Consider the following 23,577-nt stretch of genomic DNA (forward strand, 5'->3'; position numbering starts at 1 on the left):
AGGGTCCGGAAGGCGTCGAGGCACGGCTACCCTTGATAGCCACAATCGGTTGAAGAGACCTCATCTGCGATCAAGTCGTGGGGGAAAATCAGCCCCGAGCAAGCCGCCAATGCGATGCTTGGAAGCAGAACTAACAAAGGAATCAACACGATGATCGTTGCAGGCAACTCCAGGATCCCCCTGCTCTTGCAGTCGAGCTCCCGATTGTCTGGGCAAGACACCGTCCGCGAAGCACAGCAAGTAAAAGGAGGTGGAAATCTCCCCTCTGTCTCCCTTGATCCCCGATATGGCTCGAAGCTTGCGGACGCGCTGTGGTCGATGGAGAGCAACGGCGTTGTGTTGGATCAAAAGCCCACTCGTACTGCTCTCAGCAAAGACGAGAAACCCGATGCGGCTGATGAGTTCGTGAAAGTATCCAACATGACGCCAGCCGAACGTATCCGTTATTTCTTCCTGAAGGATCGCGAGCTGAATGAAGACAAGCTGGCTGCAATGAGCCAGAAGGATCGAGAGGCGATCGAACAGCAGATCAAAGAGACTATCCTGCAACAACTCGGCTTGGAGAACGAAGACGGTAAGCCTGACGACGCGCCTGCGCCAGCACCGGAAGGGGATCCCGTACCTTTGGATGCAATGCCGTAAAGCGGCGGCGTTCGCAATCGCCCGAACGGCTCAATGACATCCTGTAGGTCGGTAAAGCGGGCCGCGCGCTGAGATGCCATCTTAGTCAAACTACGAAATCAAATCGCCCGAACCTTCCGTCACCGGTTTGCTTGATGTCGAGGAGCAGCGCCTCATCAAACAACCTGTCTCCGGCATTACTGGGCTCTCCGGGAAAATAGAGCTGGGTGGTGAGGACGCGCCCACCCGGGCGCTGGACCTTGAAATGGAAATGGCGCGTTCGGCCGGGATAAAGCGCGGGGACGATGGTGTTGAACCACCATCGCCCCTGCGTGTCGGTGAACTGGTGTCCGCGCAGGCGGAACCCCACGCTATCATAGTCGCCATTCTCATCGGCTTGCCAGATCTCGACGAGGCTGCCGGCTATAGGCCGGCAGCGATTGTCGAAGACGAAGCCGGCGACGGTTATTCGCTCGCCTCCGGGTGCATCCGGATAGAGATCCCGATTGAGCGGCGAGTTCGGCCTGAAGAAGGGACCGGCTTCCCGTTCCAGGGTCGGTTCGTCTCCATCGTCACATGCGGGGGTAAGCGGCAGCTCGGGAGCGGCCTGCGCAAACGCCCTCGTTCTTGCCGCCTCGATGAGAGGCAGCGTCAGAAAGGCAGTCAGAAGCGAGCGTCTGGTGGAGGACAAGACCGGTCTCCCAGTGTGATGGTCGGTTAATCGGCGCGCCGTCCAGGCTGCAGGCGTTGCGCGGCGTTCGCCTGCGCCTCCCGGATAAGGCCTTCATACATATTCTCCTTGCCGGGATACCACGGCATCGTGCCGATGGACCCAAAGCCGGGAACCGTTTCCATATGTGCGACCATGCGGGCGCGCATCCGCTCATCGGGAAGCGGGCCCTTCAGCGCCTGGACATTGTCGCTCATATGGTCGGGGTTGGACGTGCCGCAGAGGACGCTCGTGACGGCAGGATGCGCCATGACCCATTTCAGGAAGAACTGCGCCCAACTCGTCGCTCCGAACTCGGCTGCAAAACCGGGAAGCTCATGGCCCTCGACCACCTTCATCAGGCGGGCCTTTTCGAGCGGCAGATTGATCAGCACGCCGACGCCCTTGTCGGCCGCAGCGGGAAGAAGACGACGTTCGGCGTCGCGGTTGAAGATCGAGTAGTTCGTCTGGATGAAGTCGACATCATCACGCTGGACGATCGCCAGGAGCTGGTCCTGCGCCGCCGACTCGTGGTGGGTCACGCCGACATGGCGTATGAGACCTTCCTTTTTCCAGGCCTTCATGAGCGGGACGACGACCGGCGCATTGGTGATGCTGTGGCATTGCATGAGATTGATCGTGTCGCGCCATGTCCGCATGCGCGATTGCCGGAAGCTTTCCATCGCGTGGCTTTCATCGCCCAGATATTCTCCCGTCGACCAGACCTTGTTGGCGAGGAAGATCTCGTCCGAACCGTCGAACTCTCCCATGAACTGGCCGACGCTGACCTCGGCCGAGCCGTAAAGCGGCGATGTGTCGACCACACGCCCGCCCGCGGCGACATACCGCTCGAAGACCTGGCGCAAGGCGTCGCGTCGGTCACCGGGCTTCAGGTCGAAGGTGAGGAAGGTGCCGAGACCCAGCGCCGTGACCCTTTCGCCGGTCCGCGGCAAGGTGCGGGTAAGGACGTCCGGCTTGGATCCAGCGATTGGCGACGCCGCTTTCGTTTCCTGGGTTTGCGCCGCAGCGTGGCTGGCAAGCGCCAGCCCTGTCGCCGCCGCGCCCATCGTGCCGAGGAAACCGCGCCTGTTGATCTTTGACTGGTCCATGAGAGTTCTCCTGTTTCCTTAATCGTCAAAACTGCCAGTTGGCGGGAACCCAGGCGTAACCGCCGTCGGTTTTCAGCATCCGGCCGAGGCCGGGGAAGGGAAAATGGAAGCCGAGCACCGGGAGACGATCGGCGGCCGCCCTGTCAAAGATGCGCCGACGGGAGGCAAGAGCGGTTTCCTTGTCGCGGTCCGGGCCTGGAAGCCACGGCCTGTCGACGTTGACGACGGGGTGATAGGCAAGGTCCGCCGTCAGCAGCAGCTGGTCGTTTCCGGAATGGACAAGGAAGGTAGCCATGCCCGGCGTGTGGCCGGATGCCACGATCGTCGTCAGGCCGGGCACGATCTCGGCGCCGGCTTCGTAAAGCTCCACATCGTTCATGAACGGCGCGAGGCTGTTCTTGATGTTTGCGGCGAAGCGCAGGCGGAACTCCTCCGGCACCGGCATATAGGAGAGATCCGGATCGGTACGGACGAAGAAGTCCCAGTCCGCCTTCGGGACGAAGACTGTGGCGCGGGGAAAGGCCTTGCCGCCATCCGCGGTTCGCAAGTTACCCACGTGGTCAGGGTGGGTATGGGAGATAACGATCGCGTCGATGTCCGCTGGCGCGAGGCCGACAGCCGCGAGGTTATCAAAGATCTGGCCACCGTTCGGGCCCATGGTCTTGCCGGCTCCGGCTTCGATCAGAATGCGCCGGCCGCCGGTTTCGATCAGCAGCGTGTTGAGGTTGAGTGTCATGTGATCGGCCGGAAGAAAGGCCTGACGCAGGACCTCCTGAAGCTCGGCTTCCGGCGCATCGCTCGCATAGACGCGCGGCGGGCCACCAATCACGCCGTCGCTCAACACTGTCGCGCTGATGTCCCCGACGCGGAAGCGGTAATGCCCCGCATTGCCGGCCACCTGTGACGCGGCCTGGGCCTTGGCTGTTCCGGAACCACCCAGATTCGGAAGGAGCATGCTGGATGCACCAGCGACAGCGGACAGCATGATAGCACGTCTGTTGAGGGTGAAGGCATTCATCGGTCTTCCCTTTCGCATTGGGCACGCTCGGCTTCGCTACGCAGGGGTCTAAATGACCCGCAAAGGAACCGGATGGAGCGCGGCGTTGAACTCTACGCCAACCATGACATCGGACAATTGATCTGATAAGCTGCATTAAGTTTATCAGCTTGATTAGAAATGCTTCTCAATGAACTCTCTTCGTCTGGACAGCTTCGACGTTTTCGTGGCCATCGTGCGTTGCGGCGGTTTCCGCGCGGCAGCGCTTGAGCGAGGGTCTCTTCATCGGCCTTGAGCCAAACGATGAATGCCCTGGAAGAGGCTCTGGGTATCCGGCTCCTCAATCGAACGACGAGGAGCGTGTTCCCCACGGAGGCCGGCCAGCGCCTTCTTGAACGCCTGGCACCTGCATTGGGCGATATCAGGCTCGCCATCGCCGAGGTCGACGAACTGCGGGACAGCCCATCCGGCACGCTCAGGATCAACGCGCCCGCGCCGGCCGTCGATCATTTTCTGTGCCCGCTGGTGTTCGATTTCATGGACGCCTATCAAGAGGTGAAAATCGAGATCATCAGCGATGCGGCCGTCATCGATATTGTGGAGCAGGGTTTCGATGCCGGCGTCAGGTTCGGCAAGCAGCTGGCGCAGGACATGATCGCGTTGCCGCTTGGCCCTGCACTTCGCTACGCCATCGTCGCTTCCCGGATTATATAGGAAGGTGGGGACAGCCGCAGACACCGCACGAACTTGTGGATCACGACTGTATAAGGCGCCGGTTCCCAGGCGGCACGCTCGTCACCTGGCAGTTCGACGAGGCGGGCGAAGAGATCGAAGTCACGCCAACGGGCCGATTGACGGTCAGCTCCGCGCATAACGAACTGCAAGCTTCGCTGGCAGGCAGAGGGATTGCCCATGTCTTGGATGACTACGCCAAGCCGCATATCCAAACCGGCCGGCTGGTGGAGCTTCTCTTAGACTGGAGCCCCACCCTGCCGCACTGGTTCTTATACTATCCCAGCCGACGCCTTCCAAGCGCCGCCATGCGCGCCTTTCTCGACTACATGAGGAACTATGACTGGCAGGCCAGGACCTAATGCCGTTCCAGCCGGAACTGCGGCAGGAACGGCTTGTCGACGATGCCTTATTTGACCCGCTGCCATTCGATCCTGATTTCGGTGCCTTCCGGCCGGCGGAATTGCTCGGTCATACGATCACCATCAACGATGAGCGTGAGATCAGCACGCGTCCGCACGCTGCCGACCCAGTTCGGGAATGTCGACCCTTCGACACGGTTTCCGCTGAACTCTCCGTTCTCATCGACGGTATAGGTTCCGAAAAACCCGATGCTGCGTGACATGGCCGTGCGATTTTCATCATCCGTTCCCTCGCCGCGCGTGTTGGAAGCAAACGGCGGGATTTCGGCGTCTGTCAAGACCTCTACGAAATGCATGTCAGGCGTGAAGACCAGAAGCCCATTGGGCTTCTCTCCATAGGCGGCGATATTTTCCCCGCCGGGGTCGATCGTCGCCGATATCATGCGCCAGGTGCCTGCGACCTGATTTTCGGTGGCAGTCTGCGCGAAGGCAGCCGACGAAATGCTGACGGCGACGGCCAATGTGATCGGTCGAATGAACATGTCGTTTCCTCTGCTGTTAGGGATGATAGGGTCCCGCCGCCGCGGGGTTCACAGATCCTGCCGGTCGGCGGAATTCGCGACGTCCCGCTGCGCCTCAAGTGCCGACAGGCGTTTGGAAAGCGCCTGCGAGATGGAGGAGTAGGCCGTGCTGCCCAGCGCCAATCGCAATGGTGGTGCCTCGCTTGCGGCAGCCGACAGGATCGCTGCCACGGTACGCGCCGCATCCCCTTGATCTCGAAACTGCCATCGCCGATTGCACGGCGAACGGCGCCCGCAGGCGTTTCATCATAGGCAGCCATGGGATCCGCGCAGACCAGATTGGCTCCGAAGTTCGTGCCGGTCGGCCCCGGCTCGGCGATGATGAAGTCGATGCCGAAAGGCGCCACCTCCTGTGCCACAGCTTCGATGAAGCCCTCGATGCCCCATTTGGTCGCGTGATAGAGGCTGAAGCCCGGATAGGCGATCTGCCCGCCTTCGGACGACACCTGGACGATGCGCCCGCCGCCTTGCTTTCGAAGAAACGGCAATGCTGCGCGGATCAAATGAATGGACCCCGTGAGATTTGTGGCGATCTGTCGATCGATCTCGTCGTTCGTCAGCTCTTCCGCCGCACCGAACAATCCGTAGCCGGCATTGCTGACAATGACCTCTATCCGGCCGTGCCGCTGGAAGGCATCTCCGATTGCGCGGCTTATGCTCTCCGGTTCGACCAGATCGAGCTGAACCACGTCCAGGCGTTCGCGGTACGTCTGTTCGAGTTGCGTCAACGCCCCGCGACGGCGGACGGTTGCGACGACCTTGTGACCCTGCGAAAGCAGTCGCTGCGTCATTTCGAAACCGAGTCCCGAAGAAGCGCCGGTTATGAACCATGTCTTTGGCATGTGATCTCCTTATCTTCCATTCGCGAATGTAGATCTGCCGGATTGGTGATATAAGATTGGCAATTTGAGATGAGATGGTGAGGAAAATTCACGAATGGTGCGCCCCAGCCTCAGCGATCTGGCTGCCTTTTCCGCAGTGGCCGATCACCAGAGCTTTCGCAAAGCAGCCGACGTCATGGGTGTTTCGCGTTCCGCCCTCAGCCACGCGATCATCAGTCTCGAGGCGAAACTCGGCGTTCGGCTCTTCAACAGGACGACACGCAGCGTTTCGCTGACACAAGCCGGCTCACGCCTGCTCGGCCGCGTCAATCCGCTTCTTCAGGATCTTGATCAGGCGCTCGATACGCTTTCGGAGGAACGCGGCACGCCAAGTGGCACGCTACGGATCAATGCGAACAAGAGCGGCGCATGCATCCTTCTCGCCGACGTCGTTCCGCGCTTTCTCGATCTCTATCCCGACGTCGAGCTTGATCTCGTGTCGGAAGGTCGCCTTGTCGACATTGTGGAACAGGGTTTCGACGCCGGAATACGCCTGTTGGAAGCCGTTCCGAAAGACATGATCGCGGTAAGATTCGGCGGCGACGTGCGTTTCGTCACCGTCGCAGCGCCGTCTTATCTGGACGGCAAGGCCAAACCGCAAACACCCGATGATCTTCATCAGCATTGCTGCATCCGCCAACGTCTGCCGAGCGGCAAGCGCTATCGCTGGGAGTTTTCCAGACGCGGCGCCGAAATCTCTGTCGACGTGCCGGGCAACCTCACCCTCGATGACAGTGATCTTCTCGTGCAGGCGGCGGCGGACGGCCGCGGTATTGCTTATGTGCCGGAGCATTTCGCGCGGCCGCTCATCGGATCGGGCCGGCTGGTGACCGTGCTCGATGACTGGTGTCCGCCCATGCCCGGCCTGGCGCTCTATTATCCGCGCAGCCGGCATGTACCATCACCGCTGCGAGCCTTCATCGACCTCCTTCGGGAGGTGGACAGGTCACGATAAAGGGGCGACACCGCGTGGCGTCTGCCCCTGTCAGATGGCCTGCCAGATGGATCGAGACGAGCCTGCCGCGCGATCGCTCTGGCCTGATCGCGCAGCAAAGGCTCGTTCGATATGTCAGGGTGTCGCCGGCTTTCGACGCAAGATCATGCCGCCATGGTGCAAGGTGTTGGCATCGACGAAGTCGCCGTCGGCGGTAAAGCCCGTATCGTCCCAGTACTCGATATGCGTTCCGTCGACTTCATAGCGGCCTTCATAGGCTCGCTCGCGCTGGCCGCGCGCTTCGACATAGCGTCCGTTCGGCAGAAGTTCGTGACGGACACGGTTGTCGTCGGTGACCCACATGCCGGCGTAGGGATGGTTCGGCTGCAAATTTGTTTCCTGTGCTTCTACGGATTGAAACGAAAGGGTGGCAGTGACGAGGGCTGCGAATGCCGGTCGCATGGTCTGGCTCCTTTAGACGTTGCTGTTGTGGGTCTGGTGAGGGCGCGAATACGCGCGGTGTCGGTTCGGCAGACGCGCAGGTCTGCCGAACCGCAGCATCGGTCATTGGGAACGCGGGGCGTTGTTATCCACGACCTGCTGATAGGCAACAAGATCCAGGAAGGCTTCCGCATTGACGACGAGGCCGTCCTTCATCTTGATAATCCAGACGAACTGGTTGCGATAAGGTGCGCCGGACGTCGTCGTCGCCGTCCCGTCGAAGCGGATGATGACCGTGTCGCCGTCGGCAAAGATGTTGTGCACCTGCGGCATGATCGGCGTCGCAAGGCGGCTGGTCAGGGAAGAGAGGCCTGTTCGACGAAATCCTTCTGGTTTCGATAGGTGCCAGCCACCGGGCCCGAGCCATGAATTGTCCAGACGACGTCGGGGGCGAGGAGTTCCGCGAAGACATAGGTGCCTCCGCGCCATTTTTCGAAGGCGGCCTCGACGATCGCCTTGTTCCGTTGCTCGACCGCGGCGCTATCGGCAGCCTGCACTTGCGTTGCCGTTGTGTTGGCGATGGCTGGACCCGGCAGGGCGAGCGACAGCAATGCCACTGTGATCAGAGCCGTATGGCTCGCGCCGGCAACTCGCTGGCGTGTCGGAAAAATGGTCATGGTATCGATCCTTTCTGTTGCTGGGGACTTGGCGGGGCCTATCGACGAGCAATGAAACCGGATGCACCGTCGATGGGACTCGCGTTTCAGCGGTCAGTTACGGCGTTCGACCACCGCACCGCCGAAGATCAGTTGCTGGACAAGGGGACGTTGCGTGAAGCGAGCGGGAAAGACGGGGACCAGCGCGCTGATCCGATCCAGTCGGTCCAGTTGCTCCGGCGTCAGCGCCAGATCCAGAGCCTTGAGATTGTCCTCGGCCTGGGCAAGCGTGCGCGCGCCGATGATGGGGGAGACGACGGCCGGGTTGGCCAGCGTCCAGGCAAGCGCCACACGCGACGGCGTGGAATCGGCCTCTTCCGCAACGGTTCGAACCTCGTTCGCTATGTCGATCGCCCGTTTGTTCAGATGCCCGGACGAGGCGATGACGCCCTTGCGGCTGGCGGACACGGTCGCTTCTTGTGAATCTTCAACGTCGGCGAGGGAGTATTTGCCGGTGAGGACGCCACCGCCGAGGGTGACCACGGAAGCACCCCAAGGCCCAGAGCCTCAGCCGCCGGCAGAAGCTCGTGCTCGACCGTCCGTTCCACGAGGCTGTATTCGATCTGCAGCGCCACGAAAGGAGACCAGCCGCGAATGTCGGCGAGCGTCTGCATTTGTGCAACGCGCCATCCAGGCGTGTTGCAAATACCGAGATAGAGGACTTTCCCGGACCGAACGAGGTCGTCGAGCCCTCGCATGACCTCATCCGGCCGGGTCGTCATGTCCCACGCATGCAGATAAAGGAGGTCGATGCGATCCGTGGCGAGCTGCTTCAGGCTCTGCTCGACGGAGCGAACCATGTTCAGGCGGTGGTTGCCGCCCGAGTTCGGGTTGCCCGGATCGCGTGCCATGGTAAATTTCGTCGCAAGAACGATCCGCTCGCGCTTGTCGGCGATGAAGGTTCCAAGCAGGCGTTCGGCACCGCCATCGGTGTAGTTGACCGCCGTGTCGAGGAAGTTGCCGCCTCGATCGACATAAAGATCGAAAATGCGGCGCGCCTCGTTGCCGTCGGCACCCCAGCCCCATTCGGAACCGAAGGTCATCGTTCCCAGGCTTAACGGTGAAACGCGCAAGCCCGACCATCCAAGAAGTTTATAATCATCAAGCGCCATGTCAGCTCTCTCCTGGTTGCGAGAACCAAGGTAGGCGGCTCGATAAGATCGAACAACTTGCCCAATGATGACCATGCTGGTAAATCTATCTAACCAATGGCGATCGATCTGAACGGCATTTCTGTTTTCCTGGCAGTCGCGGAAGCGCGCAGCTTTCGTGTGGCCGCGGAGAATCTGGGCGTCACGCGGCCAGCCATCAGCCAGGCCATCCGTCGCCTCGAAGATCGGCTCGGCGTGGCGCTCGTGCGTCGCACGACGCGCAGCGTCAGCCTCACGGAGGCCGGCGAACAACTGTACCAGCGTGTGGCGCCGGCGATTTCCGAAGTCGGACTGGCGCTCGACGCAACGGCAGACCGCAACAGCGCACCAAGCGGGCTCTTGCGGCTGGCCGTGTCGTCCATCGCCGAACAGTTCATCTCCGGGCCGCTTCTGGCGCGTTTCGCGGATGCCTGTCCCGCCGTTCAGATCGACGTGACGGTCACGGACGAGGAGTTCGACATCGTCGCGGAAGGCTATGACGCGGGGGTACGGCTGGGCGAAGTCATCGATCAGGACATGATTGCCGTTCCCGTCTCGGGCGATCAGCGCCAGGGCGCCTTCGCCGCGCCATCCTACATCGAACGTTTCGGCATGCCCGCGCATCCTTCGGAGCTGTCAGCGCATCGCTGTATCGGCTGGCGCCCGGCGCCGCACAGCGCACCCTATCGCTGGGAATTCGGGCAGAATGGACGTGAGTTCGACGTGGCTGTCGACCCGCAGATCACCACCAACGACATGTGGCTTATGATCCGCACAGCCTGTGCCGGCGGCGGCATCACCTTCGGGATGGAGGACACGTTCAGACCCTATGTCGAATCTGGTCAACTGGTCCCTCTCCTTCAGGACTATTGCCCTCCGTTTGCCGGCTTTTTCTTTATTATCCCAGCCGTCGCAATCTCGCTCCGAAACTTAGGGCACTCGTCGACCATGTGAAGCGGTGGCGATAGCGCCCATCGTGAGATCGCTGTCATCTTACCTGGCCCACTGTCCTTGAGCCTTGACATTCGTTTGCTACCTTGCAATTATCGTTAGGTAACAAACGAATGAGGTTTCAATGCACGATCAGGCGTACAACAAAAATCTCTCCGTGGGCGCCTGGACCAAGCGGTGCTATTTCGCCGGTCGGGCCCTCATGGACGAGCGCCTAAGACCCTTCGATTTGGGGTCCACGCAGTGGTATGTCCTCTGGTACCTCGTCAACAACGGCCCGTCCGTCCAGCGCGACCTCGGTCGCGCTCTGGAACTCGAACGCGCCACCTTGAGCGGAATCATCGCAACGCTCGTCCGCAAGGATCTGGTTGCGCAGACCGCGGATGGCGGCGATCAGCGACAACGTCTGCTGACATTGACGGCGACGGGAGAGGCGCTGTGGCGACGGCTCCCTGACCTTTCTTTCATTCACGACGCTGCTTTCGGCGGAATTAACGAGGCTGATCTGGCCACGACCATACGTGTGCTCAAATCAGCGACAGAACGACTGCAGACCCTGTTGAGAAAGGATTGAGCAGATGACCGTACTGATTACCGGGGCCACCGGGCTCGTGGGTGAGCGACTTGTCCCGCGGCTGGCCGAGGCCGACTTTGCCTGCCGCGTCCTGCTTCGGCCAGGCAAGGATTGCCCGGCGGGCGCAACAGGCGTTACGGGCGACATTCTCGACCCTTCGAGCTTGGCGAAGGCCGTCACCAAGATTTCTGCCGTCGTGCACCTCGCGGCCGTCTTCCGCACGCAGGACACCGATCTCATCTGGAAAAGCAATCTCGATGGGACGCGCAACCTGATCGCGGCCGTGAAGGCCCATGCTCCCGATGCGCGTTTCATTATGTCGAGCACCAGCCATGTCTACAACAAGGACAACCCGCATCCGGGACGGGAAGACGATCCGGTCGCTCCACAACACGCCTACCCCGCAAGCAAGGTTGCAGCGGAACGGGAGCTGCGCGAAAGCGGGTTGAATTGGTCGATCCTTCGCTTTCCCTTCGTCTATGGTGATGGGGACGGACATCTCGAATCCCTGCCCGATCACGTCGGCGCGTGGCATCCGGCACAGCGCATGAGCACGATCCACCATCGCGACATCGCACAGGCGGTCACGCTGGCGCTCGGGGGTGCTTTCGACCGGCGCGTCGTGAACGTTGCGGACGAAGCCCCTCCTCCATCTACGAACTCGCCGGCATCGTCGGGTCCTCCATGAAATCAAGCGCCGAGCCTCTTGCAAATCCATGGTACCTGCATGTCGATACGTCCCTCGCCCGCAGTCTGGGTTTTCGTCCCAGCATCAGAACAGTCTATCAAGCCTTTGAGGAAGGCCTTTCATAGGCGGATCGCAGAATGCGGTGGCCGAGCTCGACATTTGGCCTGTTACTGTTGCCTCAGCCGGTGGTAGGCAAAGCCCATGGAACAACATCCAGCAATTGACCGCCTTGGATAGGCATCTGACGGAGAGAATACGACGCGAGGCCTCGTCGCATCAGACCATCTGCCATCTGGTGACGACCGCAGACAATCGGATCGGCACGATGTCCGCGGCTTCAACGCTTGATTCAGCCAGGATCAGATCAGAAAGCCCTAAAATCGACCTGCATGGCGCTCATTCTGCACTGGAAACCCGACCAGCTGACCCCAAAACATTATCGAGAATAGTTCTCCAACGCAAAATGGTAGGCGATCATGCAGCGTTCCCACAACCCATTCGCTAAAGTCATTCTGATTACGGGCGCCGGCCGCGGCATCGGTGCTGCGTTGGCAAAGGCCGCAGCCGCTGAGGGTCACTTGGTGGTTGCGAACTATCGGTCTGAGAGTGACGAGGCCGAGCATTTGATATCTGGGCTGAAAGATAGTATCGGCATTCGAGCGGATGTCAGCATCGCGGATGATGTCCAACGCCTGATCAACGAGACCCTCGCCCACTTCGGCCGTATCGATTGCGTGATCAACAACGCTGGTATCGGCGAAGTCTGCCCTATCGACCGCCTCGATCTCGCGCTTTTCCAAAAGACGCTTAATGCTAACCTGACGAGCGCGTTTTTGGTCTCACAAGCTGCATGGCCGCATATGACCCGGGATGGTGGCCGACTTATATTCATGTCGTCGGCCGCCGCCCGTACCGGCGGCGGGCTTTCCGCCGCCTATGCCGCGTCGAAAGGCGGGGTGGAGAGTTTGATGCACGCCTATGCCAGCGCCCTCCGGCCGCACCGGATCACGGCGAATGCCATAGCGCCCGCTCTGATCGAGAGCAGAATGGCCAATGCAATCGACGTCGGCCCCACGGAAAATCTGCCCTTAGGCCGCATGGGGCGTGCTGAAGAACTTTGGCCAGCGACACGGATGATCATAGAGACCGAATATCTGACGGGCCAAACCATCCACGTCGATGCCGGCAGGTACATGACGTAAATGCCTGCGAAAGGGCCGCGCAAGGCGGGGAGCATCAAAGACTAGCCTCAAGCTCTTGAGCGGGGTCGAACCTACGGCCCCGCGGTTGTTCCGCGTCGATCTCGTCCAAACTGCTAGAGACGTCAGAGACTTAGAAATCCTCGTCCTCGGTCGCCAGTGCCTTGCCAATGACATTGGAGGGGCCTCTCGAGTTGCTGATAGCTGTCGTCCTCGTACATCGTCTCTCGTCTCGCTGCAAAAGTCTGGATCCGCTCGATTGAGGAATGGCCAGTCCTCCAGGTCACGACTGACAGATCTGACGAACTCTCTCGCGAAAATTGGATGGAAATGGATGGATAAATAGTGCATGACAGCGCCTCAGAAATTGGATGGGAATGGATGAGCAAATGGAATTTCTAAATACGGCGACCGTACGGATCACGCCTGAAATCCTGTCGCTGATTGCCGAAATCGACGAATTCAAGGGTGCTTGGCGTGCGATCGGCCGGATTGCGCCTGAGCGGCTGTCCGGCCTCCGGCGTGTCGCCACGATCGAAAGCGTCGGTTCCTCCACCCGTATCGAAGGGGCACGCCTCACCGATCGAGAGGTCGAAAAGCTGCTGGCAAACATTCGCCTGGGGTTGTTTACGACACGCGACGAGCAAGAGGTTGCCGGCTATGCGGAGGTGATGGAGACCATCTTCAGTGCTTACGAAGCTATTTCGTTCACCGAGAATCACATCCGGCAGCTCCACCGCGACCTTCTTGCGCATTCGACAAAGGACGAGCGGCATCGCGGCGCCTACAAAACCCTCTCCAACAACGTGGAAGCGTTTAACGAACAGGGCGAGAGCCTCGGCATAGTTTTCGAAACGGCATCGCCGTTCGATACGCCGCGTCGAATGGAAGAACTGATCGCCTGGCTGGATGATCAAGGGCGAGAAAAGCGGCTCCATCCACTTTTGGTTGTCGCGATCTTCGTTGTCGTTTTCCTCGAAATCCATCCATTCCAGGATGGCAATGGCCGCCTATCGCGTATTCTGACCACCTTGTTGCTCCTGCGGGCGGGCTACGCTTACGTGCCCTACAGCTCGCTCGAAAGCATCATCGAACAAAGCAAGGAGAGCTATTACATCTCGCTTCGGCGCACCCAGGGAACGATCCGCAGCGCCGAGCCCGACTGGAATCCCTGGATCGAGTTCTTCTTGAGAGCCCTGCATCGGCAGAAGACGCGGCTTGAGAAGAAAATGGAGCGCGAGCGTATTATCCTCGCCGACATGCCGGAATTGTCCGTTACATTACTCGAGTTGGCGCGCGAGCACGGGCGGATCACGGTCGCGGAGGCTGCACGGATCACCGATGCAAGCCGTCACACCATTAAGGATCATCTCAAGGCACTCGTGGATCAAGGGCACCTCGTCCTGCACGGTGCCGGCCGCGGCGCCTGGTACGGTCTTTCCTAATGAAGGGGGTGTCAAGCCCATCTGAATGGGGCGCCTTGAGATCCCATCAGGGGTGAGTAGCGGCCTGCTCCGTGGCAGAGTGAGGTTGCTAGAAAACTCTCTGGAGGCCAACCATGCCGATGACAGCAGATCAATCTCAAGCACAGACCGCTACTCTAGTCGATCTTGGCGCAATTTTCGTCTCGTTGGAACTGAGCAAGTCAACCTGGCTGGTGACAGCCCTATCCCCTTGTAGCGAGAAGATGTCCCGCCACACCATCGAGGGCGGTGACATCGTTAGCCTGTTCGCATGCTTTGAAGCGCTTCGCCAGAAAGCCAAACGGCGGAAGGACAGACTGTACCCATTGGTCGTAATTTAGGAAGCCGGACTGGATGGTTTCTGGCTGGGGCGAGTGCTGAGCAAGCAAGACTGGATTGAAAGCCACATCGTAGAAGCTGCATCGATCGCCATGCCGCGTCGACATCGTCGGGCGAAAACTGATCGTATTGACGGCGAAACGTTGATCCGTGCATTGATGACATGGAAACGTGGCGAGCCTCGTGCATGCTCAATGGTGAAACTTCTCTCAGCCGAGGAAGAGGACAACCGACGGATTGGGCGGGAGCGAAAAACTCTGATTGCCGAGCGCGTCTTTCACGTCAATCGCATAAAGGGTCTGCTCTTCACCCAAGGCATCCGAGATTACGAGCCAGTAAATAGAGATCGCCGTCAGCGCCTGGACGAGCTTCGAACTAGCGATGGGCGTCCGGTATCGAAGCACCTGAAGGCCGAAGTCTGCAGAGAACTTGATCGTCTCGAACTGATACTCAAACAAATCAAGGCCGTCGAAGCCGAGCGAGATGCCTTGATCGTTCAGGAGACGCCGGCGACGCCGAAAGAAGCGACCGCTCTTTTAGGCATCCGAGGGATTGGACCGGAATTCGCTACAATACTTTACACCGAAGGCCTGTTTCGGCACTTCGACAACCGACGCCAAATCGCGTCGTACGCAGGACTTGCCCCTCCCCTTGGCAAAGCGGGAACGTCAATCGCGATCAGGGTGTATCTAAGGCGGGAAATCCGCGTCTGCGAGCCACTATGGTTGAGCTCGCATGGCTATGGTTACGGCACCAACCGAGGTCGGCGCTATCTTGCTGGTTTAAGAAGCGTATCGCTCAAAACGGCGGCCGTTTGAAAAAGCCGATGATTGTGGCACTGGCTCGCAAGCTGCTCGTTGCACTGTGGAAATACGTGAGCTCCGGCGTCGTCATCGAAGGTGCAATCATGAAAACTCCCTGAGGCGGGAAGTGCCTGTGATACGAAAATTCAAATCCTCAGGGTGTGATCAGCCCTGACGGATCCAGGTGAACGGACCGGGATTCCGTTTGGCTAAGAGCCGGTCTTGAGATTGGTCCCGTTCTCCTGAGCCCGCGCCCGCGAAAGCGGGAAATTGGTGCTGCCGTTTGGAGCGGCGACCGTATGTGAGGTTGTACAGGCTCGATAGCGAGCCGGTAAAGCGATGGGCTCAGACCATGGATCCACTAAAAAAGGACGCTTTGTGATGACAACAAAATGAACCGTTGACAAAAAACCTGATGTGAGCGGAATCGAACCATCTGCCCACGCGTTGGTTCGTCAAGCGATTGAAAGTTTAATGGCTTCATGCAAGCGGAGCGTAGGCTGGAGCGTGACCGTTAATTATGGAACCGCTAATTCCAGCCGACCAAGGCACATTATGGGGAGAATACAAACCTGTCGCAGCCGCGCCATTAGCGATACAAACCGCGGCTGGTCGTCCACCAACTATGTCGTTTTTGTTACGTCTTCTACACCAGCTGTCCGGTCCAATTTGAGCACTCTTGGACGTCGGCGAGCATCAACTGCCGCTCAATTCCAACGGGTGCGAAGGTATAGCTGCCACAACTTTGATTTCCACAAGAAGACCGGGATGGGCAAGTTCAGAGACGCCAATGCAAGTCCACGCGCATGTTCCGCGGGGGAAAATCCGGTCCTTTACCTTGCGAAATGTATGCATGTGCTGCTGCAATCCGACATGGTACGTAGTCATTTCGACAACATCTTCGAAGCTGCAACCTGCCGCTGACAAAACGGTAGCTAAGTTGTCCCAACACGCCTCGAATTGCTTCTCTGGGTCGTTGATGACATTCATGTTGGCATCACGTCCAACCTGCCCCGCGCAGAAAACCAGGTTTTCGACGCGTACTGCAGGGGCATAGCCTGCCCGCTCCACAATGGGCTTCATTGCCAGCGGCACAATAATTTCGCGTTTCACTAATGATCCTTTCTTCGTCCGCATCGGCTAAACCAAATTAGCTAAGTGAATGCACTGATGCGATGAGGTCGTTGTGTTGAAGCCGCCTTCGCCCGGATTAGGTTGAGACGATCAGGCAGGGCTCTTTGCCAATAACAAGCGACCGCCTAGCAAAATCAAAGCCGCCCCGGAAACTGTTTTGATCCTTCTGGCGATGTGCGGGCGATTGAGGAAACCGGTGACGCTGCCGATAAGGAGGACAACTACGCCGTAAAAACCTACAGCGATCAGAGCATGTGTGAGTGCAAGCGCGGCGCCATTTGCAAGCACCTCCTGTTGGTGGCCCTCCAAGAATTGGGGGAAGACCGCAACGTAAAAGATCGCCGGTTTGGGATTGAGGAAATTGCTGAGATATCCGCGAACGAAGGCTTTCGGAGCTGTCAGGCTCATTGGAACCCGGCTTGGATTTATGACAGATGCATCCAAACCGCGCAGCGACAAGAGAGATTTGATCCCCAGCCAGATGAGATAGGCTGCACCCAACAGTTTCATGACTGTGAACAAGATTGCCGACGCTGCGATCACTGCCCCCACTCCAACAAGTGCCAACGTGGCATGAGAAACGATGGCTGCGGCGAACCCGAATACCATCCCGAAGCCGGTCAGCTTCGTGTTGCTCGGCGAATTGGCTAGGAGCAAAGCCAGGTTGGGTCCCGGTGTCACCACGATCATGGTAACGATAGAGATAAATATGAGGTATTGATGCAGAGGGATGGACATGGCAACGACCTTGCGGTTTGGGCACAATTAGAGCGTACTGCATCCGACCGTTTTCCGGCCTGAATCATACGAAGGAGTTCGAGTCGAGACGGAGTTATCGGGTACAGTGCTCCCGGGCAACAGATATGCAGAGCACCGTTTCAACGAGGTTGAGAAGTTGAGCCATCCTACATTCGTAAGGAGTGCGCTCCTGCTGTACCTTCCATGGCGATCTGCATTGAAGGCCCGCGACGACACCAGGCTTCGAAGCTCGATGTTGGATCGCGGGGACCCTCTGATGACAACGTTTATCCGATGCAGCGATCACATCACTAGCAAGGCACGAGTCCAAACTCGCAAAACGCCGCAGCTTGTGAATTTGCAGAGTTACCGCGGTCCTTTTCTGTCAGTCGACAGCTTCCGCGGCCTCCTCGATCACCTTTGCAACTGCAGCCGCCTGCGTTATATAAATGGCGTGGCTGCCCTCTACCTCTGTCACCCTTGACCCGGCGCGCTTGTACATCCAGCGCTCCAGTTCGGGGTTGATGGTCTTATCGTTCTTGGCGACAATCCCATAGCTGGGCTTATCGTGCCAAGCGGCAATAGACACGGGTGCACTGGTGGCCGCGATGGCGACAGGCATCTGAGACCGGGCCATAAACTCGCCCTTTTCCTTGGGCAGATCCGCCCCGAAATCAGCTGCGAACTTTGCCGGGTCGATAAGCAGGAAGCCATCCTTTGTCGGCTTGATATCGTTGGTGGGTGACGGCATCGATTGGAGCAGTTGTGCGGTGCTTTCGCCCTTTTCGGGCTGCAGTGCCGCAACATAGACAAGTGCCTTGACCTTGGGATCATCACCTGCTGCCGTGATGATCGTGCCCCCATAGCTGTGGCCGACGAGAACGACGTCCCCGTCCTGCTGATCAAGCACGCTCTTCGTGGCTGCAACGTCCTGATCCAGGCTTGTCAGTGGCTGCTGGACGATGCTGACATGATAGCCGTCGCGGGTCAGGATGTCATAAACGCCGCGCCAGCCCGAACCATCCACGAGCGCGCCATGGACAAGCACGATGTTGCGCACGTCCGCTAAGGCTGGGGCTGTTAGGACAGCAGAAGACAAAAGCGCGGCAATGAGGCCAACGGCCGCTTTACTGAAGTTGGACATTGTCGGTAGTTCCTTGAGTTTTGTGCGTGGAATTGCGGAGGCTTTGAAAGCGCTGAACGACATGTCTCTCCTGGTCCAGGGAGGGATGGACATGATCGCTTGCGCTTACTGCTTGACTACAATTGGCGCCTTGATCGGCACGCGTTCATAGAGGTCGATAATGTCCTGGTTGAGCAGGCGCACACAGCCGGACGAAACGGCCTTGCCAATCGAGCGCCATTGCGGATTGCCGTGCAGACGATAGAGTGTGTCGTGGCCGCCAGAGAAGATGTAGAGCGCTCGCGCCCCGAGCGGATTTTTCAGGCCCGGCTCCATGCCGCCATTCTCGATCGAATATTTGGCCAATTCCGGCTGGCGGGCGACCATCTCGTTCGGCGGCTTCCAACGCGGCCATTTCTGACGCCACTGAATGATGCCGTTGCCCTGCCAGGCAAAGCCATCGCGCCCGATCCCGACACCATAGCGCATCGCGGTCCCGCCCGGCTGGACGAGATAGAGGAAGCGAGAGGGGTGTCGACGACGATCGTGCCGGGCGCCTCGCCAGTCGGGTCGAGGACCTGCTGGCGATAGTAGCGCGGATCGATCTGCTTGTAGGGAACCGCCGGGATCAGAAAGCCGCCATCCTCGGTAGGACCGTACATGACAGCCAGTTCGGCATCTGTCGGCGCAGGAGCGATGTGGACAGGGCCGATCGGATCCTGGAGAGCCGTCGACTGTCGCCCCACCATCCGGCCCGTGCCGGCGGTGGAGACGCACCCTGCTAGGGCCGAGGCCGCAGCCATCGCCGAAAGCGACAGGAGGCTGCGGCGGGATAACGAGGTATCAAAGCTCACGCTCATTCCTCGTCCTGCCATCTGCGCAGATCCGTCTGGTCATGATAGGCCATGCGATCAGGCGTGGTGATAAACTCAATCATCGTGCCCCACGGCGTGCGGCAATAGCAGACCTTGTTTCCAGAACCTTTTTCGGTTGCGTAGGGAATAGCCCGTGGTGCCGTGAGGGCTGTTCCGCCAGCGTTCTCAAAGCGCTCTACCGATGCATCGATGTCGTCGGTATAGACACCAAAATGCGTGATGCCGAAGTCGCTCGGTGTAACCGGTTGTGCTTGCTTGGGGCCGTGCATTTCGAAAAGCTCGATGTCAGGTCCGATTCCGATCTTGACCATCGCCTGCGCACGCACGACGGTTCCTGGGTAAGCACCAGTGGCCAGCTCGAACTCGGGTCCCTGCCTGGCCGGATCCTGCGGCCCGAAGGATTGATAGATCACCTGGCCGCCAAAAGCTTCCACCAGGAACGTTTTTGCCGCTTCGATGTCAGGCACCGTGATGCCGATGTGGTTGACGCCGCGAATTTGAGGTGCGGTCATGACAGTCTCCTTTCTTGTTGAATCGATGAACGCGATCGGGCTCAATTTGCCCGGATCGCAGAGTTTCACTTGGCCTTGAGGAAATCGATGAGAGCAGCGGCCACTTCATCCGGACGCTCGTCCGCCACATAGTGACTGCAGCGGGCAATCGAGCCGCCCGTCACATCTGTGGCGAACTCCTTCAACATCGGGACCATATGAGCACCAAAACGCTGCTCCCCGCCGAGACCTAAAACGGGTATCGCAAGCGGGTGCTTTTTGTACTCCAGCGCGGCCGTATGGTCGGCGGTCAGTGTGCGGTACCATTCCATGCCACCGCGCGTGCGGCCAGGGAGGGCCATGGCTTTCGCATAGATGTCGATGTCTTCAGGATTAAAGGTGCTGTGATCGTAAAACCGCTCCGCCATGAAGGCCGAGATATAATCGTACTCACGGCCATAGATCAGTCGCTCCGGCAGATCCCGATTGGCATGGAACGCGAAGTGCCAGATCATTGCCGTCGTCGCCTCCCATTGGCTCCAGCCAGGAAGCGGAACATCGAGGACGGCAAGGTGGGTAACCGCATCTCGATAGATTGCGGCCTGCGGCAATGCGACCATTCCGCCGATGTCATGGCCACACACGGCATAGCGTTGATGCCCAAGGGAAAGCATGACCTCATGCGCGTCGCGCGCCATCGTCGCCTTATCGTAGCCGTCAAGCGGGCAGTCGGAAAAGCCAGCGCCGCGTAGATCAATCGCCACCACGCTAAAATGTTCGGCCAGCAGCGGCATGACGTGGTGCCATTCCCACCAGGTTTCCGGCCAACCGTGAAGCAGAAGGATCGGGGGACCTGAGCCGCCCGTGACGGCATTGATCTTGATGCCATTCACCGGCACCAGTTGCTGGGTAAAACCTTCCAGTGTTGGGATCATAACTCTTTCCCGTCGATGTTGATGTCAAACAGAGCTAAAGACCAGCTCAGGGCTGGTCGAAATCGGTAGCGATCGAGATATCGCGCCAAGCGTCGATATCGCTGCGGAAGGAGGCAAGCTTTCGCTCGGCGATCGAATGCGCGACGGGGCCGAGCGGCAGATGAAGCGGGGCATCATCGGCATCGACCGCCTTCAGGATCACCGCGACCGCCTTGTCGGGATCACCCGCCTGATTGCCGTTGTTGGTTTCGCGATAATGCCTGCGCGAGCTCGCAACGTATTCCGGCATCTCCTTGGCCGCCATCGTGATCGACCGGCCGAGGAATTCAGTACGGAAAGGTCCAGGCTCGACAATCAGCACGCGGATTCCGAATGGCTTCAGCTCACCGGAGAGCGCTTCGGAAACCCCTTCAACCGCAAACTTGGCGGCATTGTAATATGCTGCGCCACCGCTGCCCGCGATCCCTGCCCCAGACGACATGTTGACGATCGTTCCGCGCGAACGTCGCAGGACAGGCAAGGCTGCTCTGGTGGTTTCGATAAGACCGAAAACGTTCACCTCGAACATTGGTCGATATTCTTCGGGCGTGCCTTCCTCGAGCGCGCCAAACAGTCCGTAGCCGGCATTGTTCACAAGCACATCAAAGCCGCCGAATGTCTCGACCGCCTTAGCGACTGCGGCTTTGGCTGCCGCCACATCCGTCACGTCGAGCGGCAAGGTGATCATGCGGCCATCGAATGGCCGAGCCATTTCTTCGATCGATTTGACGTTGCGAGCAGTCGCGACAACCTGATCGCCTCGCTGCGCTGCAGCGAGCGCGAGCCGCTGGCCGAAGCCGCTCGAGCAGCCTGTGATGAACCATGTTTTCATAATGACGTCTCCGCTTGTTTTCGAAAGATGACTTGAACTTAGACGTTAATATTTGCACTTGAAGTGACAGTTTTGTATTATCAATGTTCATTTTTGTAAGGGTATGGCCATGGAATGGAGTGACGTAAAGATCTTCCTTGCGATTGCGCGATCCGGCACGCTCGGCGGCGCTGCGCGTGCTCTTCATACAAGCCATCCGACCGTCGGCAGACGACTGCGTGCCCTTGAGGAGGCGATCGGTCACACGCTCTTCCAACGCACCGCGGACGGTCTCGTGCTGACCGAGGAAGGCCATGGGATCATCGCTCTGGCAGAGCAGATGGAAGAAGGCGCGCTGGCCATGGAGCGCCGGCTCGCGGGGCAGGAGCAAAACCTCAAAGGCAATCTCCGCGTCTCGTCAGCGGACTGGTTCGGAGCCTATGTCCTGCCTCCCATCCTGGCAGATTTCTCCAAAGCCTACCCCAATGTAGACGTCGAGATCCTGACCGGTACTCGCCTGTTCAACCTCGCACAGAGAGAGGCCGACGTCGCCTTTCGTATCGTTCCGTTCGACACTGCCGATGTCATTCAGCGGCGGCTCTTCCGGCTCGAATACGGCGTCTACATCGCCGAGGAGTCACCTGATCCGAAATATGGCGACGGGACCGGCTTCCGGCTGATCACCCACGATACGTCGACCGGACAGTTCCCCGATATCGCCTGGCTCATCGAGAGCTTCCCGAACGCGAGACCCGTCCTGCGATCGAACAACCGCAATGTTCAGGGACGCATGTGTCGGCAGGGCGTTGGGATCGCCGTCCTGCCCCTCGTAGTGGGCAATCAGATACCGGGTATCCGCAGACTGGAACCACCCAAGCCTCCGCCGGCGCGAGACATCTGGATGGGATATCACCGAGACCTGCGACGTCTTCAACGTCTTCGGGCGTTTATCTCGACCGTCTCGAACCACCTCACAAATGCCCCTGCATGGTAAGCCGCCAAAGAACCAAAGAATATGTAACTCTCCCTGCCGACCGACCACATTCGCCGCTGCGGTAGGGGTAGGCCCGGCAGACACTTTGCTTCTCGGCCGTAATCTCCCTGTGCCGCTCCACCACAGCACCCACGATCATTCTCATCAGCCCTTCGACGAAGTTCTGACTGAGGCCAATATCGTTGGCGATGCTTATCATTTTAGCTCCTTCCAGGCGGTTTCATTGGCACCAGGTAGAGCTTATGAGACGGGATGCGTGCTGCGACGCGACAGGGCTATTGTCAGCGATATTGCCGAAACCAGAAAATAGAATGCCCCGACGCCAGCGTATCCCGCGACCGTGGAGATAGAAGGCTCCTGCGGCATTTGCGCTTGAAAGATGAACAGCGCGCCGGCCACAGCGGATTGTCCACCGCTCAAAATCATTGCCCACTGACCTCCACTCGTCTTCCAGCGCCGCACGGCAGCCCCAAGCTGCAACAACCCCGAAAAGATCGCCCACAGACCGAAGGCGCCGAGAACCCAGTTCATGTTCATTGTCAGCGCAAGGATCACGGCAAGAGTCATGACAGAGCTCGCTGCGACGTTGATCGCTTGGCTACGGTTAGCGGCAAGACCGCCGCTCCTGGCGGCATCGATGACGTTCGCGATCGCATCCCAAGCGGGATAAACAACCAGCAGTGCGGCAGCCACCGCAAAGGAATGCCGTCCGGCAGTCAATGCAGCCGCGACCCACAGCACTGAGAAGGCGGCTCTGGTGAAGTAATACTGCTTGAGCCATTGCTCGTTGGCGCTCGCGCCAAGGGAGGTCTGATTGTTTGCCATTGTTCTTTTCCACTTTCTTGAATGATGAGATTTGGTAAAATGAGACTGGTCAGAAGAAGCCGACCTGTTTTCCAAATGCGGTATTCTCGGCCCACTCAAATCGACCAATTCGGTCGCTTTCGCCCGAGAGTTTTGCAGCTGGCTTCTCTAAGTGCTCGACGTTCTGCGCGCCCTCGTCCGCCGGAGTCGCTAAATCAGTGTCCTGATCGCTCTGCAAGCGCATGCGCTTCTCGAACGCCTCGTTGATCGCCCCTTGGCGCTTTGCTACCCATCTGCCGTCAGGATCGGAGAGGATCGAACTGGTCTGGTTGATCTCGACCTGTCGTGACGGCGCGACCGCGGAAATCGGCATCACTTCCTGAATTCTGCGTCTAGTCATGAA

20 protein-coding genes and 7 pseudogenes are annotated in these 23,577 nt (G+C 59.0%); 10 read left to right on the top strand and 17 right to left on the bottom strand.

The genetic code is table 11. The annotated features are described in order from the left end of the window. Window positions 1–150 precede the first annotated feature (150 nt). The gene (locus N7E02_RS06090; RefSeq protein ID WP_286578474.1) at window positions 151–642 is read left to right on the top strand and encodes a hypothetical protein; all 492 of its coding nucleotides are present in this window, start codon (window positions 151–153) and stop codon (window positions 640–642) included. A gap of 85 nt (window positions 643–727) precedes the next feature. Here N7E02_RS06090 and N7E02_RS06095 read toward each other — a convergent pair whose 3' ends face one another. From N7E02_RS06095 to N7E02_RS06105, 3 genes are read right to left on the bottom strand one after another with little or no spacing between them, the layout of a single operon-like run. Then, window positions 728–1,312, bottom strand: a complete 585-nt coding sequence (locus N7E02_RS06095) for a dioxygenase family protein (RefSeq protein WP_286578475.1) — start codon at window positions 1,310–1,312, stop codon at window positions 728–730. Between the two features lie 26 nt (window positions 1,313–1,338). Next, window positions 1,339–2,439 (bottom strand): aldo/keto reductase, encoded by a 1,101-nt coding sequence (locus tag N7E02_RS06100; protein WP_286578476.1) that lies wholly within the window; start codon window positions 2,437–2,439, stop codon window positions 1,339–1,341. 25 nt (window positions 2,440–2,464) lie between these two features. Next, window positions 2,465–3,457 (bottom strand): MBL fold metallo-hydrolase, encoded by a 993-nt coding sequence (locus tag N7E02_RS06105; RefSeq protein ID WP_286578477.1) that lies wholly within the window; start codon window positions 3,455–3,457, stop codon window positions 2,465–2,467. A 169-nt stretch (window positions 3,458–3,626) separates the two neighbouring features. Here N7E02_RS06105 and N7E02_RS06110 point away from each other — a divergent pair. After that, window positions 3,627–4,530 (top strand): annotated as a pseudogene (locus tag N7E02_RS06110) (LysR family transcriptional regulator). Window positions 4,531–4,577: 47 nt separating this feature from the next. Here N7E02_RS06110 and N7E02_RS06115 read toward each other — a convergent pair. Beyond that, complete coding sequence (locus N7E02_RS06115; RefSeq protein WP_102761913.1) at window positions 4,578–5,072, bottom strand: lipocalin-like domain-containing protein; 495 nt, start codon at window positions 5,070–5,072, stop codon at window positions 4,578–4,580. A 48-nt stretch (window positions 5,073–5,120) separates the two neighbouring features. Continuing rightward, window positions 5,121–5,953: pseudogene (locus N7E02_RS06120) on the bottom strand (SDR family oxidoreductase). 94 nt (window positions 5,954–6,047) lie between these two features. Here N7E02_RS06120 and N7E02_RS06125 point away from each other — a divergent pair. Continuing rightward, window positions 6,048–6,947: a LysR family transcriptional regulator gene (locus tag N7E02_RS06125; RefSeq protein WP_286578478.1), complete on the top strand. Its 900-nt coding sequence runs from the start codon at window positions 6,048–6,050 to the stop codon at window positions 6,945–6,947. A 114-nt stretch (window positions 6,948–7,061) separates the two neighbouring features. Here the strand turns inward: N7E02_RS06125 and N7E02_RS06130 are convergent, their stop codons facing one another. From N7E02_RS06130 to N7E02_RS06140, 3 genes and pseudogenes are all read right to left on the bottom strand, one after another. Continuing rightward, a complete protein-coding gene (locus N7E02_RS06130; protein ID WP_134646417.1) occupies window positions 7,062–7,388 on the bottom strand; it encodes an Atu4866 domain-containing protein in 327 nt (108 codons plus the stop codon). 102 nt (window positions 7,389–7,490) lie between these two features. After that, window positions 7,491–8,044: pseudogene (locus N7E02_RS06135) on the bottom strand (nuclear transport factor 2 family protein). Between the two features lie 93 nt (window positions 8,045–8,137). Further along, window positions 8,138–9,195 (bottom strand): annotated as a pseudogene (locus N7E02_RS06140) (aldo/keto reductase). Between the two features lie 96 nt (window positions 9,196–9,291). On the opposite strand from N7E02_RS06140, the gene N7E02_RS06145 reads away from it, so the two are divergent. The 6 genes and pseudogenes from N7E02_RS06145 to N7E02_RS06170 all read left to right on the top strand — a co-directional run bounded on the left by N7E02_RS06145 (window position 9,292) and on the right by N7E02_RS06170 (window position 15,349). Next, entirely contained in the window at window positions 9,292–10,167 is an 876-nt protein-coding gene (locus tag N7E02_RS06145; RefSeq protein WP_374730621.1) for a LysR family transcriptional regulator, read from the top strand. A gap of 121 nt (window positions 10,168–10,288) precedes the next feature. Then, a complete protein-coding gene (locus N7E02_RS06150; RefSeq protein ID WP_286578479.1) occupies window positions 10,289–10,738 on the top strand; it encodes a MarR family winged helix-turn-helix transcriptional regulator in 450 nt (149 codons plus the stop codon). Between the two features lie 4 nt (window positions 10,739–10,742). Continuing rightward, a pseudogene (locus N7E02_RS06155) lies at window positions 10,743–11,551 on the top strand (NAD-dependent epimerase/dehydratase family protein). A gap of 351 nt (window positions 11,552–11,902) precedes the next feature. Further along, a complete protein-coding gene (locus tag N7E02_RS06160) occupies window positions 11,903–12,628 on the top strand; it encodes an SDR family NAD(P)-dependent oxidoreductase (protein WP_286578480.1) in 726 nt (241 codons plus the stop codon). Between the two features lie 368 nt (window positions 12,629–12,996). Beyond that, window positions 12,997–14,070 (top strand): Fic family protein, encoded by a 1,074-nt coding sequence (locus tag N7E02_RS06165; RefSeq protein ID WP_286578481.1) that lies wholly within the window; start codon window positions 12,997–12,999, stop codon window positions 14,068–14,070. A gap of 113 nt (window positions 14,071–14,183) precedes the next feature. Further along, a pseudogene (locus tag N7E02_RS06170) lies at window positions 14,184–15,349 on the top strand (IS110 family RNA-guided transposase). Between the two features lie 577 nt (window positions 15,350–15,926). Here N7E02_RS06170 and N7E02_RS06175 read toward each other — a convergent pair. The 7 genes and pseudogenes from N7E02_RS06175 to N7E02_RS06205 all read right to left on the bottom strand — a co-directional run bounded on the left by N7E02_RS06175 (window position 15,927) and on the right by N7E02_RS06205 (window position 21,397). After that, complete coding sequence (locus N7E02_RS06175) at window positions 15,927–16,367, bottom strand: RidA family protein (RefSeq protein WP_286578482.1); 441 nt, start codon at window positions 16,365–16,367, stop codon at window positions 15,927–15,929. 87 nt (window positions 16,368–16,454) lie between these two features. Beyond that, window positions 16,455–17,102, bottom strand: a complete 648-nt coding sequence (locus N7E02_RS06180) for a LysE family translocator (protein ID WP_034499637.1) — start codon at window positions 17,100–17,102, stop codon at window positions 16,455–16,457. A 385-nt stretch (window positions 17,103–17,487) separates the two neighbouring features. After that, window positions 17,488–18,246: an alpha/beta fold hydrolase gene (locus N7E02_RS06185; protein ID WP_286578483.1), complete on the bottom strand. Its 759-nt coding sequence runs from the start codon at window positions 18,244–18,246 to the stop codon at window positions 17,488–17,490. 105 nt (window positions 18,247–18,351) lie between these two features. Further along, window positions 18,352–18,911, bottom strand: a pseudogene (locus tag N7E02_RS06190) (L,D-transpeptidase); the annotation flags it as partial. Between the two features lie 170 nt (window positions 18,912–19,081). Continuing rightward, window positions 19,082–19,612 (bottom strand): VOC family protein, encoded by a 531-nt coding sequence (locus tag N7E02_RS06195; RefSeq protein ID WP_286578484.1) that lies wholly within the window; start codon window positions 19,610–19,612, stop codon window positions 19,082–19,084. 65 nt (window positions 19,613–19,677) lie between these two features. Beyond that, the gene (locus tag N7E02_RS06200; protein ID WP_286578485.1) at window positions 19,678–20,526 is read right to left on the bottom strand and encodes an alpha/beta fold hydrolase; all 849 of its coding nucleotides are present in this window, start codon (window positions 20,524–20,526) and stop codon (window positions 19,678–19,680) included. Between the two features lie 46 nt (window positions 20,527–20,572). Further along, the gene (locus tag N7E02_RS06205; protein WP_286578486.1) at window positions 20,573–21,397 is read right to left on the bottom strand and encodes an oxidoreductase; all 825 of its coding nucleotides are present in this window, start codon (window positions 21,395–21,397) and stop codon (window positions 20,573–20,575) included. 109 nt (window positions 21,398–21,506) lie between these two features. Here N7E02_RS06205 and N7E02_RS06210 point away from each other — a divergent pair, with 109 nt between their 5' ends. Next, window positions 21,507–22,370 carry a LysR family transcriptional regulator gene (locus N7E02_RS06210; RefSeq protein WP_286578487.1) on the top strand — a complete coding sequence of 288 codons (864 nt, stop codon included), beginning with the start codon at window positions 21,507–21,509 and terminating at the stop codon, window positions 22,368–22,370. Window positions 22,371–22,610: 240 nt separating this feature from the next. Here the strand turns inward: N7E02_RS06210 and N7E02_RS06215 are convergent, their stop codons facing one another. Together N7E02_RS06215 and N7E02_RS06220 are read right to left on the bottom strand one after the other, a co-directional pair. Beyond that, complete coding sequence (locus N7E02_RS06215) at window positions 22,611–23,195, bottom strand: DUF308 domain-containing protein (RefSeq protein WP_117195562.1); 585 nt, start codon at window positions 23,193–23,195, stop codon at window positions 22,611–22,613. 49 nt (window positions 23,196–23,244) lie between these two features. Further along, the gene (locus N7E02_RS06220; protein WP_286578488.1) at window positions 23,245–23,574 is read right to left on the bottom strand and encodes a hypothetical protein; all 330 of its coding nucleotides are present in this window, start codon (window positions 23,572–23,574) and stop codon (window positions 23,245–23,247) included. Window positions 23,575–23,577: the final 3 nt, after the last annotated feature.

This window comes from Terrirhizobium terrae (assembly GCF_030323265.1).
Taxonomy (GTDB): domain Bacteria; phylum Pseudomonadota; class Alphaproteobacteria; order Rhizobiales; family Rhizobiaceae; genus Neorhizobium.

Bases quoted from the DNA above. Each gene is read 5' to 3' on its own strand.
- N7E02_RS06125 (WP_286578478.1), top strand. From the start codon at position 6,048: ATGGTGCGCCCCAGCCTCAGCGATCTGGCTGCCTTTTCCGCAGTGGCC.
- N7E02_RS06215 (WP_117195562.1), bottom strand. From the start codon at position 23,195: ATGGCAAACAATCAGACCTCCCTTGGCGCGAGCGCCAACGAGCAATGG.
- N7E02_RS06180 (WP_034499637.1), bottom strand. From the start codon at position 17,102: ATGTCCATCCCTCTGCATCAATACCTCATATTTATCTCTATCGTTACC.
- N7E02_RS06195 (WP_286578484.1), bottom strand. From the start codon at position 19,612: ATGACCGCACCTCAAATTCGCGGCGTCAACCACATCGGCATCACGGTG.
- N7E02_RS06175 (WP_286578482.1), bottom strand. From the start codon at position 16,367: ATGCGGACGAAGAAAGGATCATTAGTGAAACGCGAAATTATTGTGCCG.
- N7E02_RS06145 (WP_374730621.1), top strand. From the start codon at position 9,292: ATGGCGATCGATCTGAACGGCATTTCTGTTTTCCTGGCAGTCGCGGAA.
- N7E02_RS06220 (WP_286578488.1), bottom strand. From the start codon at position 23,574: ATGACTAGACGCAGAATTCAGGAAGTGATGCCGATTTCCGCGGTCGCG.
- N7E02_RS06160 (WP_286578480.1), top strand. From the start codon at position 11,903: ATGCAGCGTTCCCACAACCCATTCGCTAAAGTCATTCTGATTACGGGC.
- N7E02_RS06130 (WP_134646417.1), bottom strand. From the start codon at position 7,388: ATGCGACCGGCATTCGCAGCCCTCGTCACTGCCACCCTTTCGTTTCAA.
- N7E02_RS06100 (WP_286578476.1), bottom strand. From the start codon at position 2,439: ATGGACCAGTCAAAGATCAACAGGCGCGGTTTCCTCGGCACGATGGGC.
- N7E02_RS06205 (WP_286578486.1), bottom strand. From the start codon at position 21,397: ATGAAAACATGGTTCATCACAGGCTGCTCGAGCGGCTTCGGCCAGCGG.
- N7E02_RS06185 (WP_286578483.1), bottom strand. From the start codon at position 18,246: ATGTCCAACTTCAGTAAAGCGGCCGTTGGCCTCATTGCCGCGCTTTTG.
- N7E02_RS06090 (WP_286578474.1), top strand. From the start codon at position 151: ATGATCGTTGCAGGCAACTCCAGGATCCCCCTGCTCTTGCAGTCGAGC.
- N7E02_RS06115 (WP_102761913.1), bottom strand. From the start codon at position 5,072: ATGTTCATTCGACCGATCACATTGGCCGTCGCCGTCAGCATTTCGTCG.
- N7E02_RS06200 (WP_286578485.1), bottom strand. From the start codon at position 20,526: ATGATCCCAACACTGGAAGGTTTTACCCAGCAACTGGTGCCGGTGAAT.
- N7E02_RS06150 (WP_286578479.1), top strand. From the start codon at position 10,289: ATGCACGATCAGGCGTACAACAAAAATCTCTCCGTGGGCGCCTGGACC.
- N7E02_RS06210 (WP_286578487.1), top strand. From the start codon at position 21,507: ATGGAATGGAGTGACGTAAAGATCTTCCTTGCGATTGCGCGATCCGGC.
- N7E02_RS06165 (WP_286578481.1), top strand. From the start codon at position 12,997: ATGGGAATGGATGAGCAAATGGAATTTCTAAATACGGCGACCGTACGG.
- N7E02_RS06105 (WP_286578477.1), bottom strand. From the start codon at position 3,457: ATGAATGCCTTCACCCTCAACAGACGTGCTATCATGCTGTCCGCTGTC.